At 68.5% G+C, this 17,783-nt stretch carries 24 protein-coding genes; 18 read left to right on the forward strand and 6 right to left on the reverse strand.

The features are described from left to right. The first annotated feature begins 15 nt into the window (after positions 1 to 15). Together msrB and P6897_RS10445 are read left to right on the forward strand one after the other, a co-directional pair. Positions 16 to 423, forward strand: a complete 408-nt coding sequence (gene msrB / locus P6897_RS10440; protein ID WP_023954808.1) for a peptide-methionine (R)-S-oxide reductase MsrB — start codon at positions 16 to 18, stop codon at positions 421 to 423. Then, positions 420 to 956 (forward strand): nitroreductase family protein, encoded by a 537-nt coding sequence (locus tag P6897_RS10445; RefSeq protein WP_282501154.1) that lies wholly within the window; start codon positions 420 to 422, stop codon positions 954 to 956. The genes msrB and P6897_RS10445 overlap by 4 nt, the downstream gene beginning before the upstream one ends. A 7-nt stretch (positions 957 to 963) precedes the next feature. On the opposite strand, the gene P6897_RS10450 is transcribed toward P6897_RS10445, so the two are convergent. After that, on the reverse strand, positions 964 to 1,233 hold the full coding sequence (locus tag P6897_RS10450; protein WP_112617105.1) for a helix-turn-helix transcriptional regulator: 270 nt from the start codon (positions 1,231 to 1,233) through the stop codon (positions 964 to 966). Between the two features lie 56 nt (positions 1,234 to 1,289). On the opposite strand from P6897_RS10450, the gene P6897_RS10455 reads away from it, so the two are divergent. The 6 genes from P6897_RS10455 to P6897_RS10480 all read left to right on the forward strand — a co-directional run bounded on the left by P6897_RS10455 (position 1,290) and on the right by P6897_RS10480 (position 7,226). Then, positions 1,290 to 1,616, forward strand: coding sequence for a helix-turn-helix transcriptional regulator (locus P6897_RS10455; protein WP_282501155.1), 327 nt, complete (start codon positions 1,290 to 1,292; stop codon positions 1,614 to 1,616). Between the two features lie 45 nt (positions 1,617 to 1,661). Continuing rightward, a complete protein-coding gene (locus P6897_RS10460) occupies positions 1,662 to 2,027 on the forward strand; it encodes a helix-turn-helix transcriptional regulator (RefSeq protein WP_282501156.1) in 366 nt (121 codons plus the stop codon). Further along, a complete protein-coding gene (locus tag P6897_RS10465) occupies positions 2,017 to 2,445 on the forward strand; it encodes an ImmA/IrrE family metallo-endopeptidase (RefSeq protein ID WP_282501157.1) in 429 nt (142 codons plus the stop codon). Before P6897_RS10460 ends, P6897_RS10465 begins: the two co-directional genes overlap by 11 nt. A 124-nt stretch (positions 2,446 to 2,569) precedes the next feature. Continuing rightward, positions 2,570 to 3,592, forward strand: coding sequence for a 3-oxoacyl-ACP synthase III (locus P6897_RS10470; RefSeq protein ID WP_240309742.1), 1,023 nt, complete (start codon positions 2,570 to 2,572; stop codon positions 3,590 to 3,592). A gap of 8 nt (positions 3,593 to 3,600) precedes the next feature. Further along, complete coding sequence (locus P6897_RS10475) at positions 3,601 to 6,255, forward strand: alpha/beta fold hydrolase (protein ID WP_282501158.1); 2,655 nt, start codon at positions 3,601 to 3,603, stop codon at positions 6,253 to 6,255. Then, positions 6,252 to 7,226: an NAD-dependent epimerase/dehydratase family protein gene (locus P6897_RS10480; protein ID WP_282501159.1), complete on the forward strand. Its 975-nt coding sequence runs from the start codon at positions 6,252 to 6,254 to the stop codon at positions 7,224 to 7,226. The genes P6897_RS10475 and P6897_RS10480 overlap by 4 nt, the downstream gene beginning before the upstream one ends. A 17-nt stretch (positions 7,227 to 7,243) precedes the next feature. On the opposite strand, the gene P6897_RS10485 is transcribed toward P6897_RS10480, so the two are convergent. Then, the gene (locus P6897_RS10485; protein WP_282501160.1) at positions 7,244 to 8,197 is read right to left on the reverse strand and encodes a DMT family transporter; all 954 of its coding nucleotides are present in this window, start codon (positions 8,195 to 8,197) and stop codon (positions 7,244 to 7,246) included. A gap of 195 nt (positions 8,198 to 8,392) precedes the next feature. Between P6897_RS10485 and P6897_RS10490 the strand changes: the two genes are divergently transcribed. From P6897_RS10490 to P6897_RS10510, 5 genes are all read left to right on the forward strand, one after another. Next, on the forward strand, positions 8,393 to 8,758 hold the full coding sequence (locus P6897_RS10490; RefSeq protein ID WP_282501161.1) for an ATP-dependent DNA ligase: 366 nt from the start codon (positions 8,393 to 8,395) through the stop codon (positions 8,756 to 8,758). Between the two features lie 21 nt (positions 8,759 to 8,779). After that, on the forward strand, positions 8,780 to 9,055 hold the full coding sequence (locus tag P6897_RS10495) for a hypothetical protein (protein WP_112617109.1): 276 nt from the start codon (positions 8,780 to 8,782) through the stop codon (positions 9,053 to 9,055). Positions 9,056 to 9,133: 78 nt separating this feature from the next. Then, a complete protein-coding gene (locus P6897_RS10500; protein ID WP_274178655.1) occupies positions 9,134 to 9,451 on the forward strand; it encodes a hypothetical protein in 318 nt (105 codons plus the stop codon). A gap of 64 nt (positions 9,452 to 9,515) precedes the next feature. Next, on the forward strand, positions 9,516 to 9,875 hold the full coding sequence (locus P6897_RS10505; RefSeq protein ID WP_274178656.1) for a hypothetical protein: 360 nt from the start codon (positions 9,516 to 9,518) through the stop codon (positions 9,873 to 9,875). Positions 9,876 to 10,051: 176 nt separating this feature from the next. Then, entirely contained in the window at positions 10,052 to 10,396 is a 345-nt protein-coding gene (locus P6897_RS10510; RefSeq protein WP_274178657.1) for a hypothetical protein, read from the forward strand. Between the two features lie 4 nt (positions 10,397 to 10,400). On the opposite strand, the gene P6897_RS10515 is transcribed toward P6897_RS10510, so the two are convergent. Continuing rightward, on the reverse strand, positions 10,401 to 10,730 hold the full coding sequence (locus tag P6897_RS10515) for a hypothetical protein (protein WP_274178658.1): 330 nt from the start codon (positions 10,728 to 10,730) through the stop codon (positions 10,401 to 10,403). A gap of 198 nt (positions 10,731 to 10,928) precedes the next feature. Here P6897_RS10515 and P6897_RS10520 point away from each other — a divergent pair, with 198 nt between their 5' ends. Beyond that, positions 10,929 to 11,276 (forward strand): hypothetical protein, encoded by a 348-nt coding sequence (locus P6897_RS10520; protein WP_282501162.1) that lies wholly within the window; start codon positions 10,929 to 10,931, stop codon positions 11,274 to 11,276. Positions 11,277 to 11,695: 419 nt separating this feature from the next. After that, positions 11,696 to 11,953, forward strand: coding sequence for a hypothetical protein (locus tag P6897_RS10525; protein ID WP_282501163.1), 258 nt, complete (start codon positions 11,696 to 11,698; stop codon positions 11,951 to 11,953). 184 nt (positions 11,954 to 12,137) lie between these two features. Here P6897_RS10525 and P6897_RS10530 read toward each other — a convergent pair whose 3' ends face one another. Both P6897_RS10530 and P6897_RS10535 read right to left on the reverse strand, forming a co-directional pair. Further along, on the reverse strand, positions 12,138 to 12,377 hold the full coding sequence (locus P6897_RS10530) for a DUF3263 domain-containing protein (RefSeq protein ID WP_282501164.1): 240 nt from the start codon (positions 12,375 to 12,377) through the stop codon (positions 12,138 to 12,140). A 33-nt stretch (positions 12,378 to 12,410) separates the two neighbouring features. Next, positions 12,411 to 12,587, reverse strand: a complete 177-nt coding sequence (locus P6897_RS10535; protein ID WP_282501165.1) for a hypothetical protein — start codon at positions 12,585 to 12,587, stop codon at positions 12,411 to 12,413. An 11-nt stretch (positions 12,588 to 12,598) separates the two neighbouring features. Between P6897_RS10535 and P6897_RS10540 the strand changes: the two genes are divergently transcribed. From P6897_RS10540 to P6897_RS10550, 3 genes are all read left to right on the forward strand, one after another. Continuing rightward, positions 12,599 to 12,946 carry a hypothetical protein gene (locus tag P6897_RS10540; protein WP_282501166.1) on the forward strand — a complete coding sequence of 116 codons (348 nt, stop codon included), beginning with the start codon at positions 12,599 to 12,601 and terminating at the stop codon, positions 12,944 to 12,946. 77 nt (positions 12,947 to 13,023) lie between these two features. Further along, positions 13,024 to 14,412: an acyltransferase gene (locus P6897_RS10545; protein ID WP_282501167.1), complete on the forward strand. Its 1,389-nt coding sequence runs from the start codon at positions 13,024 to 13,026 to the stop codon at positions 14,410 to 14,412. Between the two features lie 10 nt (positions 14,413 to 14,422). Continuing rightward, the gene (locus tag P6897_RS10550) at positions 14,423 to 15,748 is read left to right on the forward strand and encodes an O-antigen ligase family protein (RefSeq protein ID WP_282501168.1); all 1,326 of its coding nucleotides are present in this window, start codon (positions 14,423 to 14,425) and stop codon (positions 15,746 to 15,748) included. Positions 15,749 to 16,042: 294 nt separating this feature from the next. Here the strand turns inward: P6897_RS10550 and P6897_RS10555 are convergent, their stop codons facing one another. Beyond that, positions 16,043 to 17,776: an SGNH/GDSL hydrolase family protein gene (locus P6897_RS10555; protein ID WP_282501169.1), complete on the reverse strand. Its 1,734-nt coding sequence runs from the start codon at positions 17,774 to 17,776 to the stop codon at positions 16,043 to 16,045. Positions 17,777 to 17,783 lie beyond the last annotated feature (7 nt).

Here is a 17,783-nt window from a genome sequence, read left to right on the forward strand (position 1 = left end):
GGCGAAGGAGCAGACATGACCTATTCCGTGAACAAGACCGACGAGCAGTGGCGCGAGGAGCTCACCCCTGAGCAGTACGCGGTGCTGCGGCAGGCCGGCACCGAGCGCGCGTGGACCGGGGAGCTGCTCGACGAGAGCCGCGCGGGCCTGTACACCTGCGCCGCCTGCGGCGCCGAGCTGTTCCAGAGCGGAACGAAGTTCGACTCGCACTGCGGTTGGCCGAGCTTCTACGAGTCGGTGCGCCCCGAGGCCGTCGAGCTGATCGAGGACCGCTCGCACGGCATGGTGCGCACGGAAGTGCGCTGCGCGAACTGCGGTTCGCACCTGGGGCACGTCTTCCCCGACGGTTTCGGCACGCCCACTGGAGACCGCTACTGCATGAACTCGCTGTCGCTGTCGTTCACTCCCGAGCAGGAGAAGTGACCGGAGCCTTCGAGGCCGCCGGCGCACGCCGGTCGTGGTCGAAGGTCACCGACGAAGCACCCTCGCACGAGGAGCTCGTGCGACTGGTCTCGGCCGCGGGGCGGGTCGCCGACCACTCGTCGTTGCGTCCGTGGCGGCTCATCGAGATCCGAGGCGACGGGCGGACGCGGCTGGGCCGTGCGCTGAACAAGGCCGAGGGCAAACGCGGTGTCTCGACGAAGCCGATGCGCGCCCCGCTGCTCATCGCGGTCGTCGCCAGCTACAGCAAGAAGAGCAAGGTCCCGCGGTGGGAGCAGGAGGCCGTGGCATCGGGCGTCGCTCACATGCTGAGCCTGCTTCTCGACGAGGCCGGGTGGGGCGTGTTCTGGCGCACGGGCGGCGCGACGCGATCCAAGGCGGTCGCGAAGGCGCACAAGCTCGGCAAGCGCGAAGAGCTACTCGGCTGGCTCTATGTCGGCGGTAAGCCCGCAGACCGCGACTCCGGGCGCCGCAAGTCGATCGACGGCGAGTCGTTTCTGAGCCCGATGCCCTGAATCGCCCTCAGGTCGGAGGCTGCGAGCGGGATCGGAGCCTGCGGGCCGACAGACGACGCTCGTCGAGGAGGTCGGCGATGTCGACGTCGAGCGCTGCCGAGATCCGCGCCAGCTCCTCGATCGACATCGCCGATGGCTGCCGAACGTGCAAGCGGCGGGCGAGCGTTCGCATCGGGATCCCGCTCGCCTCTGCCAGCCATTCCTGCGTCAACCGCTCATCCGCGAGAACCGCGCGGATGGACCGAGCCACTCGAGCGCTTAGCAAGCCGTCTGCCATATGGCAACACTATTGACGCCCTTGCCACATGGCAATAGTTCAGCCAAACTTGGCACGTGCCCACAGGAAGAACACCGGAACCCGGCTCGCTCAGCCGTCATGTCGCGAATCTGCTCGCCGCTGAGATCGCTCGTCGCGGACTGCGTCAGACCGATGTCGCCGCCCAGGCCGGCATGTCGGCCTCGCAGCTGTCGCGCGTCCTCGCCGCGAAGAAGGTCTTCACGATCGATCAGCTCGACGCGGTGTGCCGCGCCGTCGGCATCCCCATCGGGCAGGTCGTCGTCATGCCCGGCCGGCGGCGGTGGCCCGGCAGCGGAGCCGTCGACATCGCCGTGTCCAAGGCGCCGCAGAACGACCGCGGAGCGGACGAGTGTGACGGATGATGCAGCCGAGCGGCAGAATGCCGACAACTCCGCCAAACTGGGCACGTGCCCTCAGGAAAGACCCCGGAAGCCGGCCCGCTCAGTCGTCATGTGGCGAGTCTGCTCGCCACCGAGATCGCACGCCGCGGACTGCGCCAGACCGACGTCGCCGCCCAAGCGGGCATGTCGGCCTCGCAATTGTCGCGGGTGCTCGCTGCCAAGAAGGTCTTCACGATCGACCAACTCGACGCCGTCTGCCGCGCGGTCGGCATTCCCATCGCGCAGGTCGTCGTCATGCCGGGCCGGCAGTCTCGCCGGACCCGCGACGGGTCTCCCCTCCCCCGCATCGATGTCGGCCCCTCACGCGATACTGAGCGGGCGGTGGCCAAAGCGCCACACGATGACCGCGGAGGGGACGACGGTGACGGATGACGAACTTCTCGACACACTCGATCTTCTCGGCGTACGCCTGACCATCACCGACCTGCCTCCCGACCGCGACGGAGAGTACGAGCACGGGCTCCGCGTCGTCCGACTCCGGCCGGGAATGGCCCGACGCCTCCACCGGTCGGTCCTGGCGCACGAGTGCGCCCACGCCGTGCACGGCGACGTGCCGCTTCGCGACCCGCACCACGCCGAACGGCAAGAGGCGAGAGCCGACGAATGGGCGGCGCGGATGCTGGTGTCCGTCGACGAGTACGCGCGCGCCGAGAGCATCCACGACGGACACGTGGATGCGATGGCCCTCGAGCTCGACGTGACCGTCGACCTCATCCGGGCCTTCCAACGCACGCTCCGGCACCCTCGCACCCTTCGTATGCCAGACATTCCGACGGGCGCGCCGCGGTAGCACAGCGATCCGCATGCAGCCGACCGCATGAGTCGAGACGTAAAATCGAGGGATGCCCGGAGGCGCCTCGAGCGCGGGTCGGAGGCAGAAGCCGCTGGCCACCGGAGACACCGCGGGAGTCGCATTGCACGGAAACGCCACCACTCGTTACGACGACGTCGCCCTCCTCTCGGTGGCGAGTGTCCTCCCCTCCCGCATCACCCCGTCAGACGCGATAGAGGAGCGGCTGTCGGATGTGCTGCGTCAGCTGAAGCTCAAGCCCGGACTGCTGCGACGCGTCGCGGGCGTGAACGAGCGACGCAATTGGGCGGCGGGCGAGTCGTCCGACGACGCGACGATCCAGGCCGGTCGGCGAGCGCTCGACGAGGCGGGTGTGCGCCCGGACCAGATCGGACTGCTCATCAACACCTCCGTGTCGCGCAAGCATCTCGAGCCGTCGGTCGCGGTGCGGCTGCACCACGGGCTCGGCCTCCCCACCTCGGCCATCAACTTCGACGTGGCCAATGCCTGCCTCGGATTCATCAACGGCATGAGCCTCGCGTCGGGCATGATCCAATCGGGCCAGATCGACTACGCGATCATCGTCAACGGCGAGGATGCCGACGAGATCCAGGTCAACACCGTCGAGCGACTCAATCGCGGCGGTCTCGGCCGCGACGGCTTCATGAGCGAGTTCGCGTCGCTCACGCTCGGCTCCGGCGCCGCCGCGGCCGTGCTGGGGCGGGCGAGCGAGAACCCCGGCGGGCACCGGATCGTCGGTGGCGTCACCCGCGCGGCCACGCAGTTCCACGAGCTGTGCGTCGGCAGCGTCGACGGGATGTTCACCGACGCCAAAGCGCTCCTGAAAGGCGGGCTCGCGCTCGTCGTCGATGCGTGGAAGGAAGCGCAGTCGACCTTTTCGTGGTCGACGATCGACCGCTACATCACGCATCAGGTCTCGTCCGTGCACACCAACGCGATCGTTAAGGCGGTCGGTCTCGACCGGCGTCGTGTGCCGGTGACCTACCCTCACCTGGGCAACGTCGGACCGGCGTCCATCCCGATCACCCTCGATGCGGAGAAGTCGACGTTGCAGCGTGGCGACCGGGTCCTGCTGATGGGGGTCGGGTCGGGCCTGAACACCAGCATGCTGGAGCTCGCCTGGTGATCCCCTCGGTGCCGCGGGAGCTGCCCGGAGTAGAGAGCAACGTATCGACGACCCGCGTCGTCACCGGTGTCGGCGCCGACGCCGGGTCGCAGCGCCGGTGGCACCTGCTCGACACCGCCCCGCTGCTCGCGCGCGAAGGCATCACGCCCGTCGGGACGATCGTCGCCGTGCACGGCAACCCGACCTGGTCGTATCTCTGGCGCGGGCTCGTCGCTGCGTCGCTGCAGCGTGCACGGGCCGGCGGGCCGGCCTGGCGGATCGTCGCCGTCGACCAGCTCGAGATGGGCTACTCCGAACGGACGTCGCTGACGAGAGGCCTGCCGCAGCGCATCGCCGACCTCGGTGCGATCATCGACGATCTCGACATCGCCGGCACGCTCGTCACTCTCGGACACGACTGGGGCGGCCCGGTCTCTCTCGGGTGGGCCGTGCGCAATCGTGACCGGGTCGACGCCGTCGCCGTGCTCAACACGGCTGTGCACCACCCGGCCGGGATGCCGCTGCCCTCGGCGCTGCGCGTCGCGGGAGCCCGATCGCTGCTGGCCACCACGACGGTCAAGACGACCGCGTTCCTCGACACGACTCTCGCGCTGGCCGATCCCCCGCTCGCGCCCGACGTGCGCGCCGCCTACCGGGCGCCCTACGCGTCGAGCGAGCTCCGCCGGGGCATCGGCGCTTTCGTCGCCGACATTCCCGCGACTCCCGACCACCCGAGCACGCCGGCGCTCGATGAGCTCGCGGGCGGTCTCGTCGACCTCACCGTGCCCGCCCTGCTGCTGCGCGGACCGCGCGACCCCGTCTTCGGCGAGCACCACCTCGACGATCTCGCGCGTCGCCTCCCGCACGCCGACGCCCACCGTTTCGAAGGCGCCGGTCACATGCTCGCCGAGGAACGACCGTACGCAGAGCTGGTGCTCGACTGGCTCGACGACAGGGGCCTGTCCGGCGGCGACCACGGCGACCCCGTCGACCGCGGCGTCCGCGCCGAGGAGGAGAACGCGCACGACGACGCTCAGCCGTTCGTTCCGATCTGGCAGCGACTGTACGACCGCCGCGACGACGGTGACACCGCCGTGGTCGACCTCACCCGTCGGGTCGGCGGCGAACCGCTCGATGTCAGCTGGAACGAACTCGCGCAGCGCGTCGACCAGCTCGCCGCCGGATTCGCGGCGTTCGGCATCCGTCCCGGAGACCGCGTCTCGCTCCTGGTCCAACCCGGCCCGACCCTGACGGCCGTGCTCTACGCATGCCTTCGCATCGGTGCCGTCGTGGTCGTCGCGGACCGGGGGCTGGGCATCCGCGGACTCTCGCGGGCCGTTCGCGGCACCGAGCCCGCTTTCGTCATCGGCGAGCAGGCGGGCCTCGCAGCGGCCCGCGCACTCGGATGGCCCGGCCGACGCGTCTCGGCGCCGAACCTCCCGGCGCCGGCGGCGCGCGCGCTCGGCGTCGAGGCGAGTCTGGCCGAGATCGCGGCTTCCGGGTCGCGTGCCACCGTTCCGGCACCCCCGGACGCGCACGACGAGGCGGCCATCCTCTTCACGTCGGGTTCGACGGGACCGGCGAAGGGCGTCGTCTATACGCACGCGCAACTGGCCGCGCTGCGCGACACCCTGGGGGCGCACTTCGACGTCACCCCGGACGTCGGACTGGTCACGGGCTTCGCTCCGTTCGCGCTGCTCGGGCCCGCGCTCGGGACGCGCTCGGCGACGCCGCGCATGGACGTCTCGGCACCGCGCACCCTCACGGCCTCCGCCGTCGCCGAAGCCGTGCGCGCCTCGCGTGCGCGAATCGTGTTCCTCTCCCCCGCCGCCGTCGCGAACGTCTGCGCCACAGCCGGCGCGCTCACTCCCGACGATCGCGCAGCGCTCGCGCAGGTCCGGACGTTCCTCTCGACCGGCGCGCCGGTGAGCATCGATCTCCTGCGTCAGGCGCACCAGCTCATGCCCGCCGCCGCGGCGCATACGCCGTACGGCATGACCGAGTGCCTGCTCGTCACCGACGTCACCCTCGACGAGCTCGAGAGCGCACAGCAGGCACCCGACGCCGGGGTCTGCGTCGGCACGCCGATCGGATCGGGCACGGTGCGCATCTCGGCTCTCGACGACGATGGGCGCGCAACGGGCGATCTGTCCGACACGCCGCACGTGACGGGTGAGATCGTCGTCTCGGCACCGCACCTCAAGCGCGGATATCACCGCCTCTGGGCTACCGACCGCGATGCCGTACGCGGCACTCAGGCGCATCCGGGACGCTGGCATCGCACCGGCGATGTCGGCCACCTCGACGGCGAAGGCAGGCTCTGGGTCGAGGGGCGGCTCCCCCACGTCATCGTCACGGCCGACGGCCCCGTGACGCCCGTCGGTCCCGAGCAGCAGATCGAGAGCATCGACGACGTTCGCCGTGCCGCGATCGTCGGGGTCGGACCACGTGGCCGCCAGGTCTGCGTCGCGGTCGTCGAGACGACACCCGGCGCGCGTCGGCCGGGCCTCGCACCGTCGGATCTGGCCGAGCGCATCCGCACGGCATCCGACACGCCCGTCGCTGCGGCGCTCGTCGTCCCGGCACTGCCGACCGACATCCGTCACAACTCCAAGATCGACCGGTCGCGCTTGGCGGCATGGGCCGAGCGCGTGCTCGCGGGCGCGAAGGCGAGCGCGCCGTGATCGTCCTCGCCACCGGTGCATCCGGATTTCTCGGTCGCGCCGTCGTCGCCGAGCTGATCTCCGCCGGACATGAGGTGCGGACCCTGCAGCGTCGCCCCTCGGGTGGCGTCGGCGCGCACGACATCCGGGGATCCGTCACGGATACGACGACCGTGTCGGATGCGGTGGCGGGCGCCGATGCCGTCGTCCACCTCGCCGCGAAGGTGTCGCTCGCCGGTGACCGGCGCGAGTTCCACGACGTCAACGTCGGCGGCACGACGACCCTCCTCGACGCCGCGGCGGCAGCCGGCGTGGCGCGCTTCGTCCAGGTCTCCTCACCATCGGTCGCCCATGCCGGGTCTGCGCTCGCGGGAGCGGGGGCCGACCCGGCCGACCCCGTCCGCGCGCGCGGCGAATACGCGCGCACGAAGGCGGAGGCCGAGCTCATCGCGCTGAGCCGCGACAGCGCAGCCATGCACGTCGTCGCGGTGCGGCCGCACCTGGTGTGGGGGCCGGGCGACCCGCAGCTCATCGAGCGCATCGTCGCTCGCGCGCGGCGGCGCACCCTGCCCCTCCTCAACGGCGGCACGGCGCTGATCGACACCACGTACGTCGATAACGCCGCCTCCGGCATCGTCGCGGCGCTGCACCGGGCGGATGCCGTCGGCGGTCGCGCCTACGTGCTCACCAACGGCGAACCGCGGCCCGTGGGCGACCTGATGGCCGGCATCTGCCGCGCGGCGGGAGCCCCCGAGCCGAAGCTGCGCCTACCGGCTGCCGTCGCGCGCGCGGCGGGAGCCGCCGTGGAGAAGGTCTGGGAGGTGCGTCCCGGCGCCGACGAGCCGCCGATGACGCGCTTCCTCGCCGAACAGCTGTCGACCGCGCACTGGTTCGATCAGACCGACATCCGGCGCGACCTGCAGTGGGCGCCGACCGTCTCGATCGATGAGGGCCTCGCGCGCCTCGCGGAGCACTACGCCGCTCGTCGCTGAGTCGCGCTCATCACACCTCAGCGGACTCGGCGCCGCCAGGGTACGACGGCGATGACGACGCCGACGAAGGCCACACCGGCCGCGACCGTGGCGGCCAGCAGCGACGGTCCGGCCGGAGGGGGCGCGATCGCATCGAGGACGATCGATGCGGCGAGCAGCCCCACGACCGATCCGAGGCCCAGGAGCAGTACCCCGGTGCGCTTCACCAGCGCGGCCGAGATGACGATGTAGACGACCCCCATCGCGCCGCCCAGGTACATCCAGGGCTCCGACGGCAGCGCCGCGGGCATTCCATTGCGGGTCACGCTCACCGCAGCCGCGATGCCGAGCGCGACGGACCCGCCCGTGAAGTTCACGACCGTCGTCGACAACGGGCTGCCGAGCTCCTGGCGCAGGCGCCCGTTGGTGCCCTGCTGCCAGGCGATGCCGGCTCCGGCGATGAGCGGCAGCGCCAGCATCCACCACGCGACCGGCTCACCCCGCTGACCGAGCGCGCACAGCACAACGCCGACGATCGCGAGCAGTCCCCCGACCAGGCGGGGCACGGTCACGGCGACCACCCCGGCGGGTCCGTACCCGACGCGGTCGAGCACCAGTCCGCCCGCCGTCTGGCCGGCGACCAACCCGACGGTGAAGAGCGCGACTCCGATCGTGGCGACGGTGAGTCCCTGCGTGGCGACCGTGACGGCGCCCGCGAGGCCGCCCAGCAGCATCCAGATCGGGATGCCGCGCCCCGCCCCCGCGATCAGGAGACGGAGTCCCCGCCGCCCGCTGGGAGCCAGCAGGGTGATCGCGAGGATGAGCACCAGCCCGCTTCCGAACGAGATGGATGCCGCGACGAACCCGTCACCGATCGCTGCGCCGAGCGCGCCGTTGATGCGCGCTTGAACGGCGGTGAGGACGCCGATGAACACCGTCGCGGCGATCGCCGCTCCGAGCGGCAGAGCCGGGGGTCGAGTCTGATCGGTCACTCGGTCAATAGTGCATCAGGAGCGCCGCACGCCACGAACCCGCGAGCACTGCATCCGCCCCCTCTTGACGCTCGCAGGACGAACCGGGACCGTGGAGAAGGAGAACGGGGAACGGTTCGCGGGTCTGGTCCGCACGTCGCACATCCCCCCTCGGTGCGGCGGCCGACCCGCGAATCGTTCTTCTCGGGGACCATCATGGGGCGATTCATCTATGGCAACGGCAACACCAAAGTCGAGATCGAGGACCGCGCGCTCGCGCACCTGCAGCAGGTGATCGGGTCGAAGCTGCGGCGCAACGAGTGCTTCTTCTTCACGTGGCGCGACGACGTGAGCATCGGCGACGGGCGGCGGTCGGTCTGGATCCATCAGAACGCCGACCTGGTATTCAAGTACCACGGTCACCGTTCGCCGCAGCTCAACCGCGACTGGCTCGAGGCGCTCACCGCCGTCGCGAATTCCGGGAGCGGTCTGTACCTGACCCCGGAGCCGACCCCTCGCGGTCGCGGCGGTCGCGATGCCGTGACGATGCACGATCGTGCCGACATGATCGGGCTGCACTGACGCGACGCTTAGGCTTGTCCCATGTACGTGGGCACCATTCGTCGTGTCGAGAACACCACCGTCGAGCTTGCCGGGCACTCGCTCGAGGAGATCCGCGATCAGGCGCAGGCTGCCGCGCCGGAGGGCTTCGACCTCGTGTCGGCTCCCGTCCAGATGATCAAGGGCAGCACAGAGCTGAAGGCGACCGCGACGTATCAGCGGCGCGACGGTTTGCGCGACATCGAGGCCGATGACCGGCAGGCGCTTTTCGCGCAGGTGCCGGAGGGCTGGCAGCTCGTCAACATCCGCAAGCACTGACGACGCGTCCGCGCGCCATCTCGTCGGGATGTCGTCGGGCCATGACAGTCTTCGGGCCGGGAGAGGAGAACCCGGCCTGTGGGGACCAACAAGCGCTACGCCGATGCGATCGATCGCCGTGCCGACGAGCGCACCGAGCGGGTCCTCATGCGCATCCCGCCGTGCACGATCCCGATGCAGGCCTACGGCCCCGACCCGCTCGAGTGGCCGGCGGAGCGGCCCACGGTGTGGGCATGGGTGTCGTGGCCGCACAAGCCGGCCGAACGGGTCGCGGCTGTCGCACACGGATGGAACGACCGCGTCGTGGTGGTGCATTGGATGAGCCCCGCCGGCGAGCTCAACACGGTCGTCTGGCGCAACGCCGTCACGCGTCGGAGCGACCACAGGCGCGGTTAGCCCGCCGAGCGCGAGTTGGCAACCCCGTGCCGCATCGCGGGGTGAGGTGGCATCGTGCACGGCGATGCGTTACGTGAAGTACGGGGGCGAGACTTTCATCACCAGCGACGCCGTCGCCCGCGCGCTGCTGGCTCTGACCGCGAGCGTCGCCGCCACATCGGGAAGTGAAGTCGTCACCATCCTCGCAATCGAGCCGGGATCGGAGGAACCCGCGCAGGTCGACCTCGTGATCGGGACGGGCATCCACATCCTGTCCCGGCCCGCCGCCATCGACATCCCGGAGCCGGATTTCGAGGATGCCGTCGGCTGGCTGCAGCTTCATCCCGACTATCCCCGGCTCGCGCCTGAGCCAGGCCCGACAGCCGACACCGACGACCTCACGTCGTGGAACGACGATTTCGGCGGAGCGATCGACATCATCTGATGCCTGCCGCAGTGTGGCACGGAGCTGTGGAACGCAACGTGCTGATCCCGTTTCAGTAGAGGCGAGCATCGAAGCGAACGCCGCGGGCGCGGGCGTCGGGAACGGTCGCGAGCTCAGGTGATAATGAGCGCTGGCAACACGACAGGGTGTTTTGCCGGGTGCCATTGGAGGAGCGCATGCCGTTTCGCACGAAGGAAACACTGGAGGCCTGGCTGGCCGAGTTCGCTGAGCTCGGTTACCCGATCAGCGAGCGGCTGCGGGTCATGCCTCAGGACGGCACCGGGGGCCACGACACCGGCCTCATCGGCCTCGACCTGGTGAACGCCGGCACCGTGACCTACCTGCAGCCCGAGCCCGTCGGGTCGACGCACTGGGCGATCACGTTCGAAGCGCGCGAGCAGGACGTCAAGCTCGACGCGGGCCGCGCCTTCGAACTCTCTTCAGAGCTCGCGATGGTGTCCGCTCTGTGCTCGTTCCTGCAGTCCAAGTCCGCCGCGTTCATCGCCAGCCGGGCGGCCTGAGGACTCAGTCGCCGGGCGGCTCCGGGACCAACCGCAACCCGGCCGCGCTGTTCGCCGCCTCATTGAGAACCACGAGCCACCGCCGGTTGAGGGTCCCCGTCGGCGCTTCGGTGAAGCTGAAGTACAGCGAGGAGGCGCGTGAGATCCAGACGCTTCCGTACTCGCCTTCCTGCCCCGCGGCCGCGTCGTCACCATGCGTGTCGGGCTCGCTGCCCCATGTGAAGACGAAGCTCTCGTCGCGACGGAGCTTGGTGACGATGACCGCACGGAGATGCTGCAGCGCCCAGTCGTCGATGTTGATGGCCGGTGCGACACCGTAGATCAGATGTCCCATGGTTCTCCCTCTCGAGCAGCGGTCGCGACCCGCCCCGGACCGGGGCTCCTCTGACGCCTGAGCGTCCGAGCGGCTGACCAAAATGTACCGCGCCCGTCGGGCGTCGGGAGACCGCGCCGAGGGCGCAAATGATGCGTCGCGCTCCCCCGCTCGCGCAAGCCACCTTGCATACTTTCGCCACCCGACGACAATTGTCCAGTGCGTCGGATCCACTACGGAACGGGCGTCGTCCTCACGACGGACGACGTCGCCGACGTGTTGCTCCGACTCAACGTCGCCCTCGCCAACCTTGCGCACTCCGAGCGGGTGACGATTCCCGTCGCGAGCGGCGATTCCGCGAACAGCAGCGTCGACCTCATCCTCGGCCCCGGCATCGCGATCATGTCCGAGCCCGCTCCGTGGCACGGAGACGAACCGGACTTCTCGACCGGTGCCACCCTGCTCCGGATGAACCCGCACTACCCCTATCGGCGCCCCGCCGGACAGGCGCAGCCGATGGCGCCGATCGACACGGACGACTGGGACCCCGATCTCGAGGGCTACTGAGCCGAGGCGTTGCGATAGCGTTGCGAGACATGAAGCCCCGCCATCGTCTGCGCCGCCTCAGCCTGCTCTCGCTAGCCCTCCTTCTCGCAGCGACAGGGTGCACGGCGAATACTCCCGACGAGGAGACGAGGCTCACGACGACGCCTCCTCCATCGCAAGCTCCGCAGCAGACGGCTGAACCCGCGCCGTCGACGCCAACGGCGGCGCCGACGCCCAGGGTCGTCTCCGTACCGTCGTGCGCTGAGATGCTGACCACCGAGCAGGTGCGTGCAGCGGCTAACGATGACGCCCGAATCGGCCCTCTCTCCACCATCGCGTGGAGCGCCGAAGCTCTGCCCGGCCCGCTGGCTCGCGCCGCATATGAGGGCGCTCGCGAAACGACGAGCTGCGGCTGGGGTGTTCCGATGTCGGACGGAGTCGTGAACGTGGAAGTCGCCCTTCTCGAGCCTCAGGTAGAGCAGGAGCTGCGGACCGCGCTCACGGCCTCGAACGAGTACACCTACGAGAGCTTCTCGCGTGTCGATGTCTTCCACCGCGATGTCGAAGACGGCATCGGGAGTGTCCTGGCATATGCATTGAGCGACGGAGTATGGGTGATCGTCGACGGCACGCTCGTCACCAAGACGACCGCCGCGGAACTCGCACGCGACGTGATGGGACGGATCCCCACGAGCTGAGCTGACCTTACTGAGCCGACTACGGGACTCGAACCCGTAACCCCCGTTTTCGACGTGCGTCGTACCATCGTGTACTTTGCTGTACTTTCCGCGGCTCTCGGCGGTTGCGGTACATCAAAGTACAACTAAGTACATGCGCAAAATCATGGGTAAACCATGGCTCGCATCCGTCGCGGGCGGCCACTCACGACGCGAGCCGCCCGCCGGCGCTGCGCGACGCGTGCGAACGAGCGAGGCCCCGCAGTACGCGGTGCGTCGTCACCGGGTCATGCTCGAGCGCGTCACGCGTCTCGACCGCACGGTGCAACAGCACGTAATACCGGGCCGGCCGCAGGCCGAGCACCGAGATGCAGAGCTCGTCTTTCCTGCCGGTCCACGTCGGATGAGCAGCCTCGAAGTCGAGTAGTTGAGCCGTGGTGGGCATGCCCCGATTCTCCGCCGGGCCACCGACACGCGGTCAGCCGCCGCGGATGCCCGGCAGGTCGTCGCCGGCATCCGGCCGCTCGATCCACGGGATGTCGATCTCCCACCCACAGCCGCCGCACTGGTAGCCGCGGTCGACGGTGCGCATGACGGTGCCGCAGACCTCGCAGCGCGGCTCCGAGCCGATGTCGAAGTCGTCGAACTCGTCCATGCGGCCAGCCTATGTCGGCGTACGATGGCATCCTCTCGGCCGGAGGAATGGGGAACCCGGCCATGCGATCACCGCTCGACCACGACGCCATGCTGGACGTGACGCTGTCCGCGATCTGCGCCCGCAACCAGTACGCCCGTGACGCAGAGCCCGTCATCACGGAGCTCATCGCCGCAGCGGGCGGGCGGGACGAGGTCCTCGCGCGAGCGGCAGGGATATGGGCGGGCTACTTCGACGCCGCCGAGACCCGCACGCTCGCGAGCGCGCTGCGCTTGCTCCCCGGCGCCGAGCAATGGGTCGCGGAAGGACGACGCCGGCGCGGCATCCCTCGACACGGAGCGCCGATACCCCGGCCGTGACTCCGGGATGGGAACGACGAAGGCCCCCGGCCGCCTCGGGGTGAGGCAGCCGGGGGCTGAACTATATGTGTCGCTCAGTGGATGCCGTGACTCCCGGTCCCAGCGGCACCCGGCGTGCGACCTTCGAGGGCCGCGGCGCGTTCTTCGAGGGAACGGAGCTGAAGCTCGAGGCCACCCACAGCCATGACGACGCGGCCGAGGAAGCCCATGACGTCAGCGTCGAACTTGGCGCGACCTTCGGGGCTTGGGTCGTTCCTCATCTTCGTCGTCTGCTCGAAAAGCATGGAAGCAGCCGGCTGCTTCACAGGGTCGATCATGATTTTGTTCGGTTCGTCAGTCATGGCTCGAAGTTTGGCACCAGGCCCAGGGCCGACGGAAGACCTCACAAGACGCAGACCCGATACGATCCGCTAGTGACTTCATCGCTGCCCGAGATTGGGAACACCAGACTCGTCTGGATCGAGTGGGTTCGTGGGATAGCCGCGCTAGTCGTCGTGCTCTCACACTTCCTCGACGGCGTCGTCCCGGCCTTCCACGACTTCTCGCGCGAAGTCTTCGATCCCGGCCGCGCCGGCGTCGTCGCGTTCTTTCTTGTCTCAGGGTTCGTGATCCCACTGTCGTACCGACGCCAGAGCACCAACGTGTTCATAGTGCGACGCCTCACGCGGCTCTACCCCATCTACTGGATCGTGCTCGTGGTCACGGCGCTTCTTTCTGCGCGTGCGGACTGGACAAGCCCCGCGTGGTGGGGCGAACTTCTGCTCAACGCGACGATGCTTCAGCAGCTATTCATGGCCTCAATGATCACCGTCGCATGGACGCTCACCATCGAGATCATCTACTACTTCCAGCAGATCGCTGCCAAGACGATCCGGCAACTCGACCGGTCCTGGATCGTTGGCTACTTCTGGGTCGCCGTTTTTGCCGGCGCCGTCGCTGCCGAACGAGTACTGGACCGTGAGTTGCCGATCTCGTTCCCGATGCTCCTCGCGGTCGCCTGCGTGGGTCACGCGATGTCGCTCAGCTTCGGCGGCTTGCTCGCGAAGAAGCACACGATCACCATCACTGTCGTAGTCACAGCCACGATCGTCGTGGCCGGCCTGCTTCGAGCGGACGTCGACCCGCTCTGGCCGCCGCTACTGTACGTCGTGTCTTTCTTGGGCGGCATCGCCCTCTTCGGGCTCGCCTACCTCGCGCGCAACCGATTCGAACTGCGCTGGGCAGTGTGGCTCGGCGGCATCTCCTACGCGCTCTATCTCTCGCACTCCGTCACGGGCGGTTTCATTCGAGCCGCGCCGGACGATCTCCTGTGGCCCGCGTTCCTCGCAGCTCTCTCATCGGCGATCCTCAGCGCTTGGTTGCTTCACAAGTACGTCGAACTCCCATGTATCCGCTGGGGACGTTCGTACAAACCGGCCACCGCTGCATCCCGCGGCGTTCGACGTGCCGCTGATGAGCCCCGGTAAAGTCGCGCCCATGACGACGACGACTACGTTTCGGCCAAGCCGGAAGATGGCTCCGGAACACAAGCCCCGTCGTCATCTCTTGCTGCAGTTGACCGTGTTCGCGCTGCCGTTCTCATACGTCCCGCATGAGTTCGGCGTGCGGAACCTAAGCGTCACTCCCGCCGTCGTCGCGCTTGTGCTCCTCGTGGGTGCGCGCTACGGGGCGCTGGGGCGGCGCCTAGGCGCAATGGACACAGCCAGTATCTTGCTTGCAAGCTGGATCGGCGTTCGCATCTTGATCCTTGGGCCGTTGGAGGACGCCGCGCCGGACATCCTGGACGTAGTCAGTTCGGTGGGTGCGGTCATCGCAGGAATAGTCATGTTCCGCCTCGCTCGTCGACACGAATTGCGCCCGGCCTTCAAGAGCGGATTGCGCCTGTCGCTCCTGTTTCTCGTCGCAATCGCTGGCTACCAGTCCCTCGCCGGTCTGGGTCGCCTGCAGGCGCTCGGATATACCACCGGCTTCTACTACTTCACATTCGAGGGCGCTTTCCGTCCCTTCGGCACGTTCCTCTCCCCGACTGTGTTCGGAGCATACCTAGCGATGATCGGTGTCGCGGTGACACTGCTTCACCGAGGGTGGGCGGCGTGGGCGTGGTTCGCTGTCACAGCGGCCGGGCTCCTGATGACGGAGACCCGTGCGGCTTGGATCGCAGCCGCCGCCGCTCTCGTGGTGGTGTTCTTCCACCGGCCGGGTCGCGCCCGGATGCGAGCCGTGGTCTGGCTCGTCCCTGCCGGGATCGTGGCGCTCATCTTCGCATTGACCAACCTGGATCTGGTGGGGACGATCTTCGACCGCCTCTCTGGACTCCTGAGCGACGCGACGACCTCGCGTACAGCGCGCCTCTCACTTTGGGAAGGCGTACTGACTGTCATCCAGCAGTCGCCCATTATCGGGTTCGGGCAGACGTCCTTCGTGGACATGCTGCGACCCGTCGCGGGAGACGCTGCGGCATTCGGGCACGCCCACGAGAACTACTTACAGGTCCTGTACCTTTACGGCGGCATCGGTCTGGTTCTGTTCTTGATCGTGCTCGTACTCGCGTACCGGGGCATCCGGGTGACCCTCAAGCAATCACCTGACAGCCAATTCGCCTACGCCGCACTGGGTGGCCTCGTTGCATTCGCCGTCGACTCCCTCTTCGAGACGACGTGGTTGAGTCTGAGCGTCGTCACGTTGCTCTTCCTCGTCGTCGGCCTCGGCTACTCCGACAAGATCGGTTACGCCACCCGCGACGGTCTCATTCCGGGCGGATCCTCGTTGCCGTCCCACTCGATTGGTACGCTCTCGTCGTGATCACCCGGGAAGACATCGCCAGCGCTGACCCAGCTGCCACGTCGGCGAGCACCTGCCCCGAGTGCGAGCACTCCGACCCAGGGTCTGCGGAGTACCCGTTCGTTGGGAAGTGGCGCGCGAAGCTCGGCTTGCGGTCGTCACCTCCGTGCTCTCACATCGACGACATCGGCTTCCCCGAGGAAGGTCGCTGCCGGTGCCGCAACCCCTTCCATGACCGGTAGCGGAGCCGGTTGCGGTGGCGCGGCCCCAAGTCTCGTCCTCGCTCCTCGACACCGCTGAACTCCTGACTCACGCCTAGGTCGTCACCAGGAAGCTGTCGAAGCGCAGGGGGGTGGCGTTGGCCTGTCGCATGCCGCACCGCGTGCCGCCGACGATCGAGGAGTCGGTGAGCGCCTTGACACCGACTCCGTTGACGGAAATGCGGTGCGCTCCAACGCCGCGCCGCGCACCGCTGATCCGAACAGGCTGATCCGGCGTCAACCCCGAGATCGTGCTGGAGTGCAGCAGGGTATAGACGCCCGCGACGCACTTGAACACCGAGAGCGTCCCGGTCGTCCTCGTGTTGTCGAGCACGTCGAGCGATGCGAGGTAGTAGTTGCTGGCGTCGGTGCCGCCGTAGATGACGCCTGCGGTAACCCGGCCGCCCGGATTGCTGACCGTCACATGCGCCTCATGCACAGCCTGCCCGCAGTCGATCAGCGCGCGCTCGTTGTCGGCGGGGGTCACCGCGTACGCCTTGTTGCCGATCACTCCCCAGTCCGCCCCCGTTGTCCACGCCTGGCCGGTGTCGGCCGATCCGAGACCCGCGGTCGTGTCAGCGCGGTTGAACGCGTCCGACACGAGGGTTGCGTACGGGCTGGGGTTCGATCCGACGGCACCCTGGGGAAGCCCAGCGATCGCACGAGCGATGACGGTTGCCCATCCGGTGTGCCCGTTGTTGTTCGGGTGGAGGCCGTCGGCTAGGTCGAACAGCCCTGCGTAGGGCCGCGCGACGATGTCGGCCGCGCCGAAGGCAGCCTCGATGTCCGCGACCGTCACGCCCAGTTCGGCTCCCATCGCGCGCAGGAGTGCGTTGGACGCCCGGGCTTCCATGACGGTCGAGTAGTCGATCAGCGCGGGGTTGTTGAACGTGGCCGGATCGACGGGACCGGAGGTGACGACGATCGGGCGGACCCCAGCCATGCGACAGATGGTCACCATTTGCCGCATGTACCGGTCGGTGAGAGCGGGGGTCTCCGGGCGGTCCACACGAGCGTCATTGACCGACTTCAGCAGCACCACCTCTCGGGGGCGATTGGCCAGCAACCACGCCTGAAGCCCTGCACGGTTCTGGCCGGTCGTCTGCCCAGACGTTCCGGAGGCGAGCACAGTCACTCCGCTGAGGTTCGTGACCTCAGCCTCCACAGCCGCGGGAAGCTTCGCCGTGAACTTCTGCACCGACGTCGATCCGTCCGCGCCGAAGTCGGAGACGCCCTCACCCCGCGCGATCGAGTCGCCTCGCACTCCGATGGCCGCGAAACCCGGAAGTGCGCTGCTCAGGACTTCGCCGACAGCCGCAGATACAGCAGCCTCTGTCTTGGTCCCCTTAGTGCGAATCAGGGTGCCGGTGATGTCGTCGTTCGTCGATCCGACCGCCTCCGCCCGCGCGGCGGCGTCGACGGCTTCGCCGCTGGCGCTCTGAGCAAGCACTCGGTCCTGAGATGCTGACGCTGCTGACTCGGAAGCGACGCCCGCCGCCTCGACGGCGGCCTTCGCCGGAACGCTCACATCGGTGAGGTAAGTGACACGCTCGCCGGACTTGACGTATACCTCGAGCACACCGGTTGGGGTCCTGAACTGCGGGAAGATCCCATTCGATGCGACGAGCTTGCCGCCGGTGAACGGGACCCCCTGCAGATCCGTGATGGGAAGGGGCGAGGCCAGGTTGGCGTCGTTGACGTCGTAGACGTACGCCTCAGCCTCGCGGACGATGTTGTTGCGGTCGTCGAGTGCGAGCGAGGACGGGAAGGCGCCGACGAATTCGGCCATGTGCGTG

Source organism: Microbacterium sp. BDGP8 (genome assembly GCF_029991045.1).
GTDB lineage: Bacteria > Actinomycetota > Actinomycetes > Actinomycetales > Microbacteriaceae > Microbacterium > Microbacterium plantarum.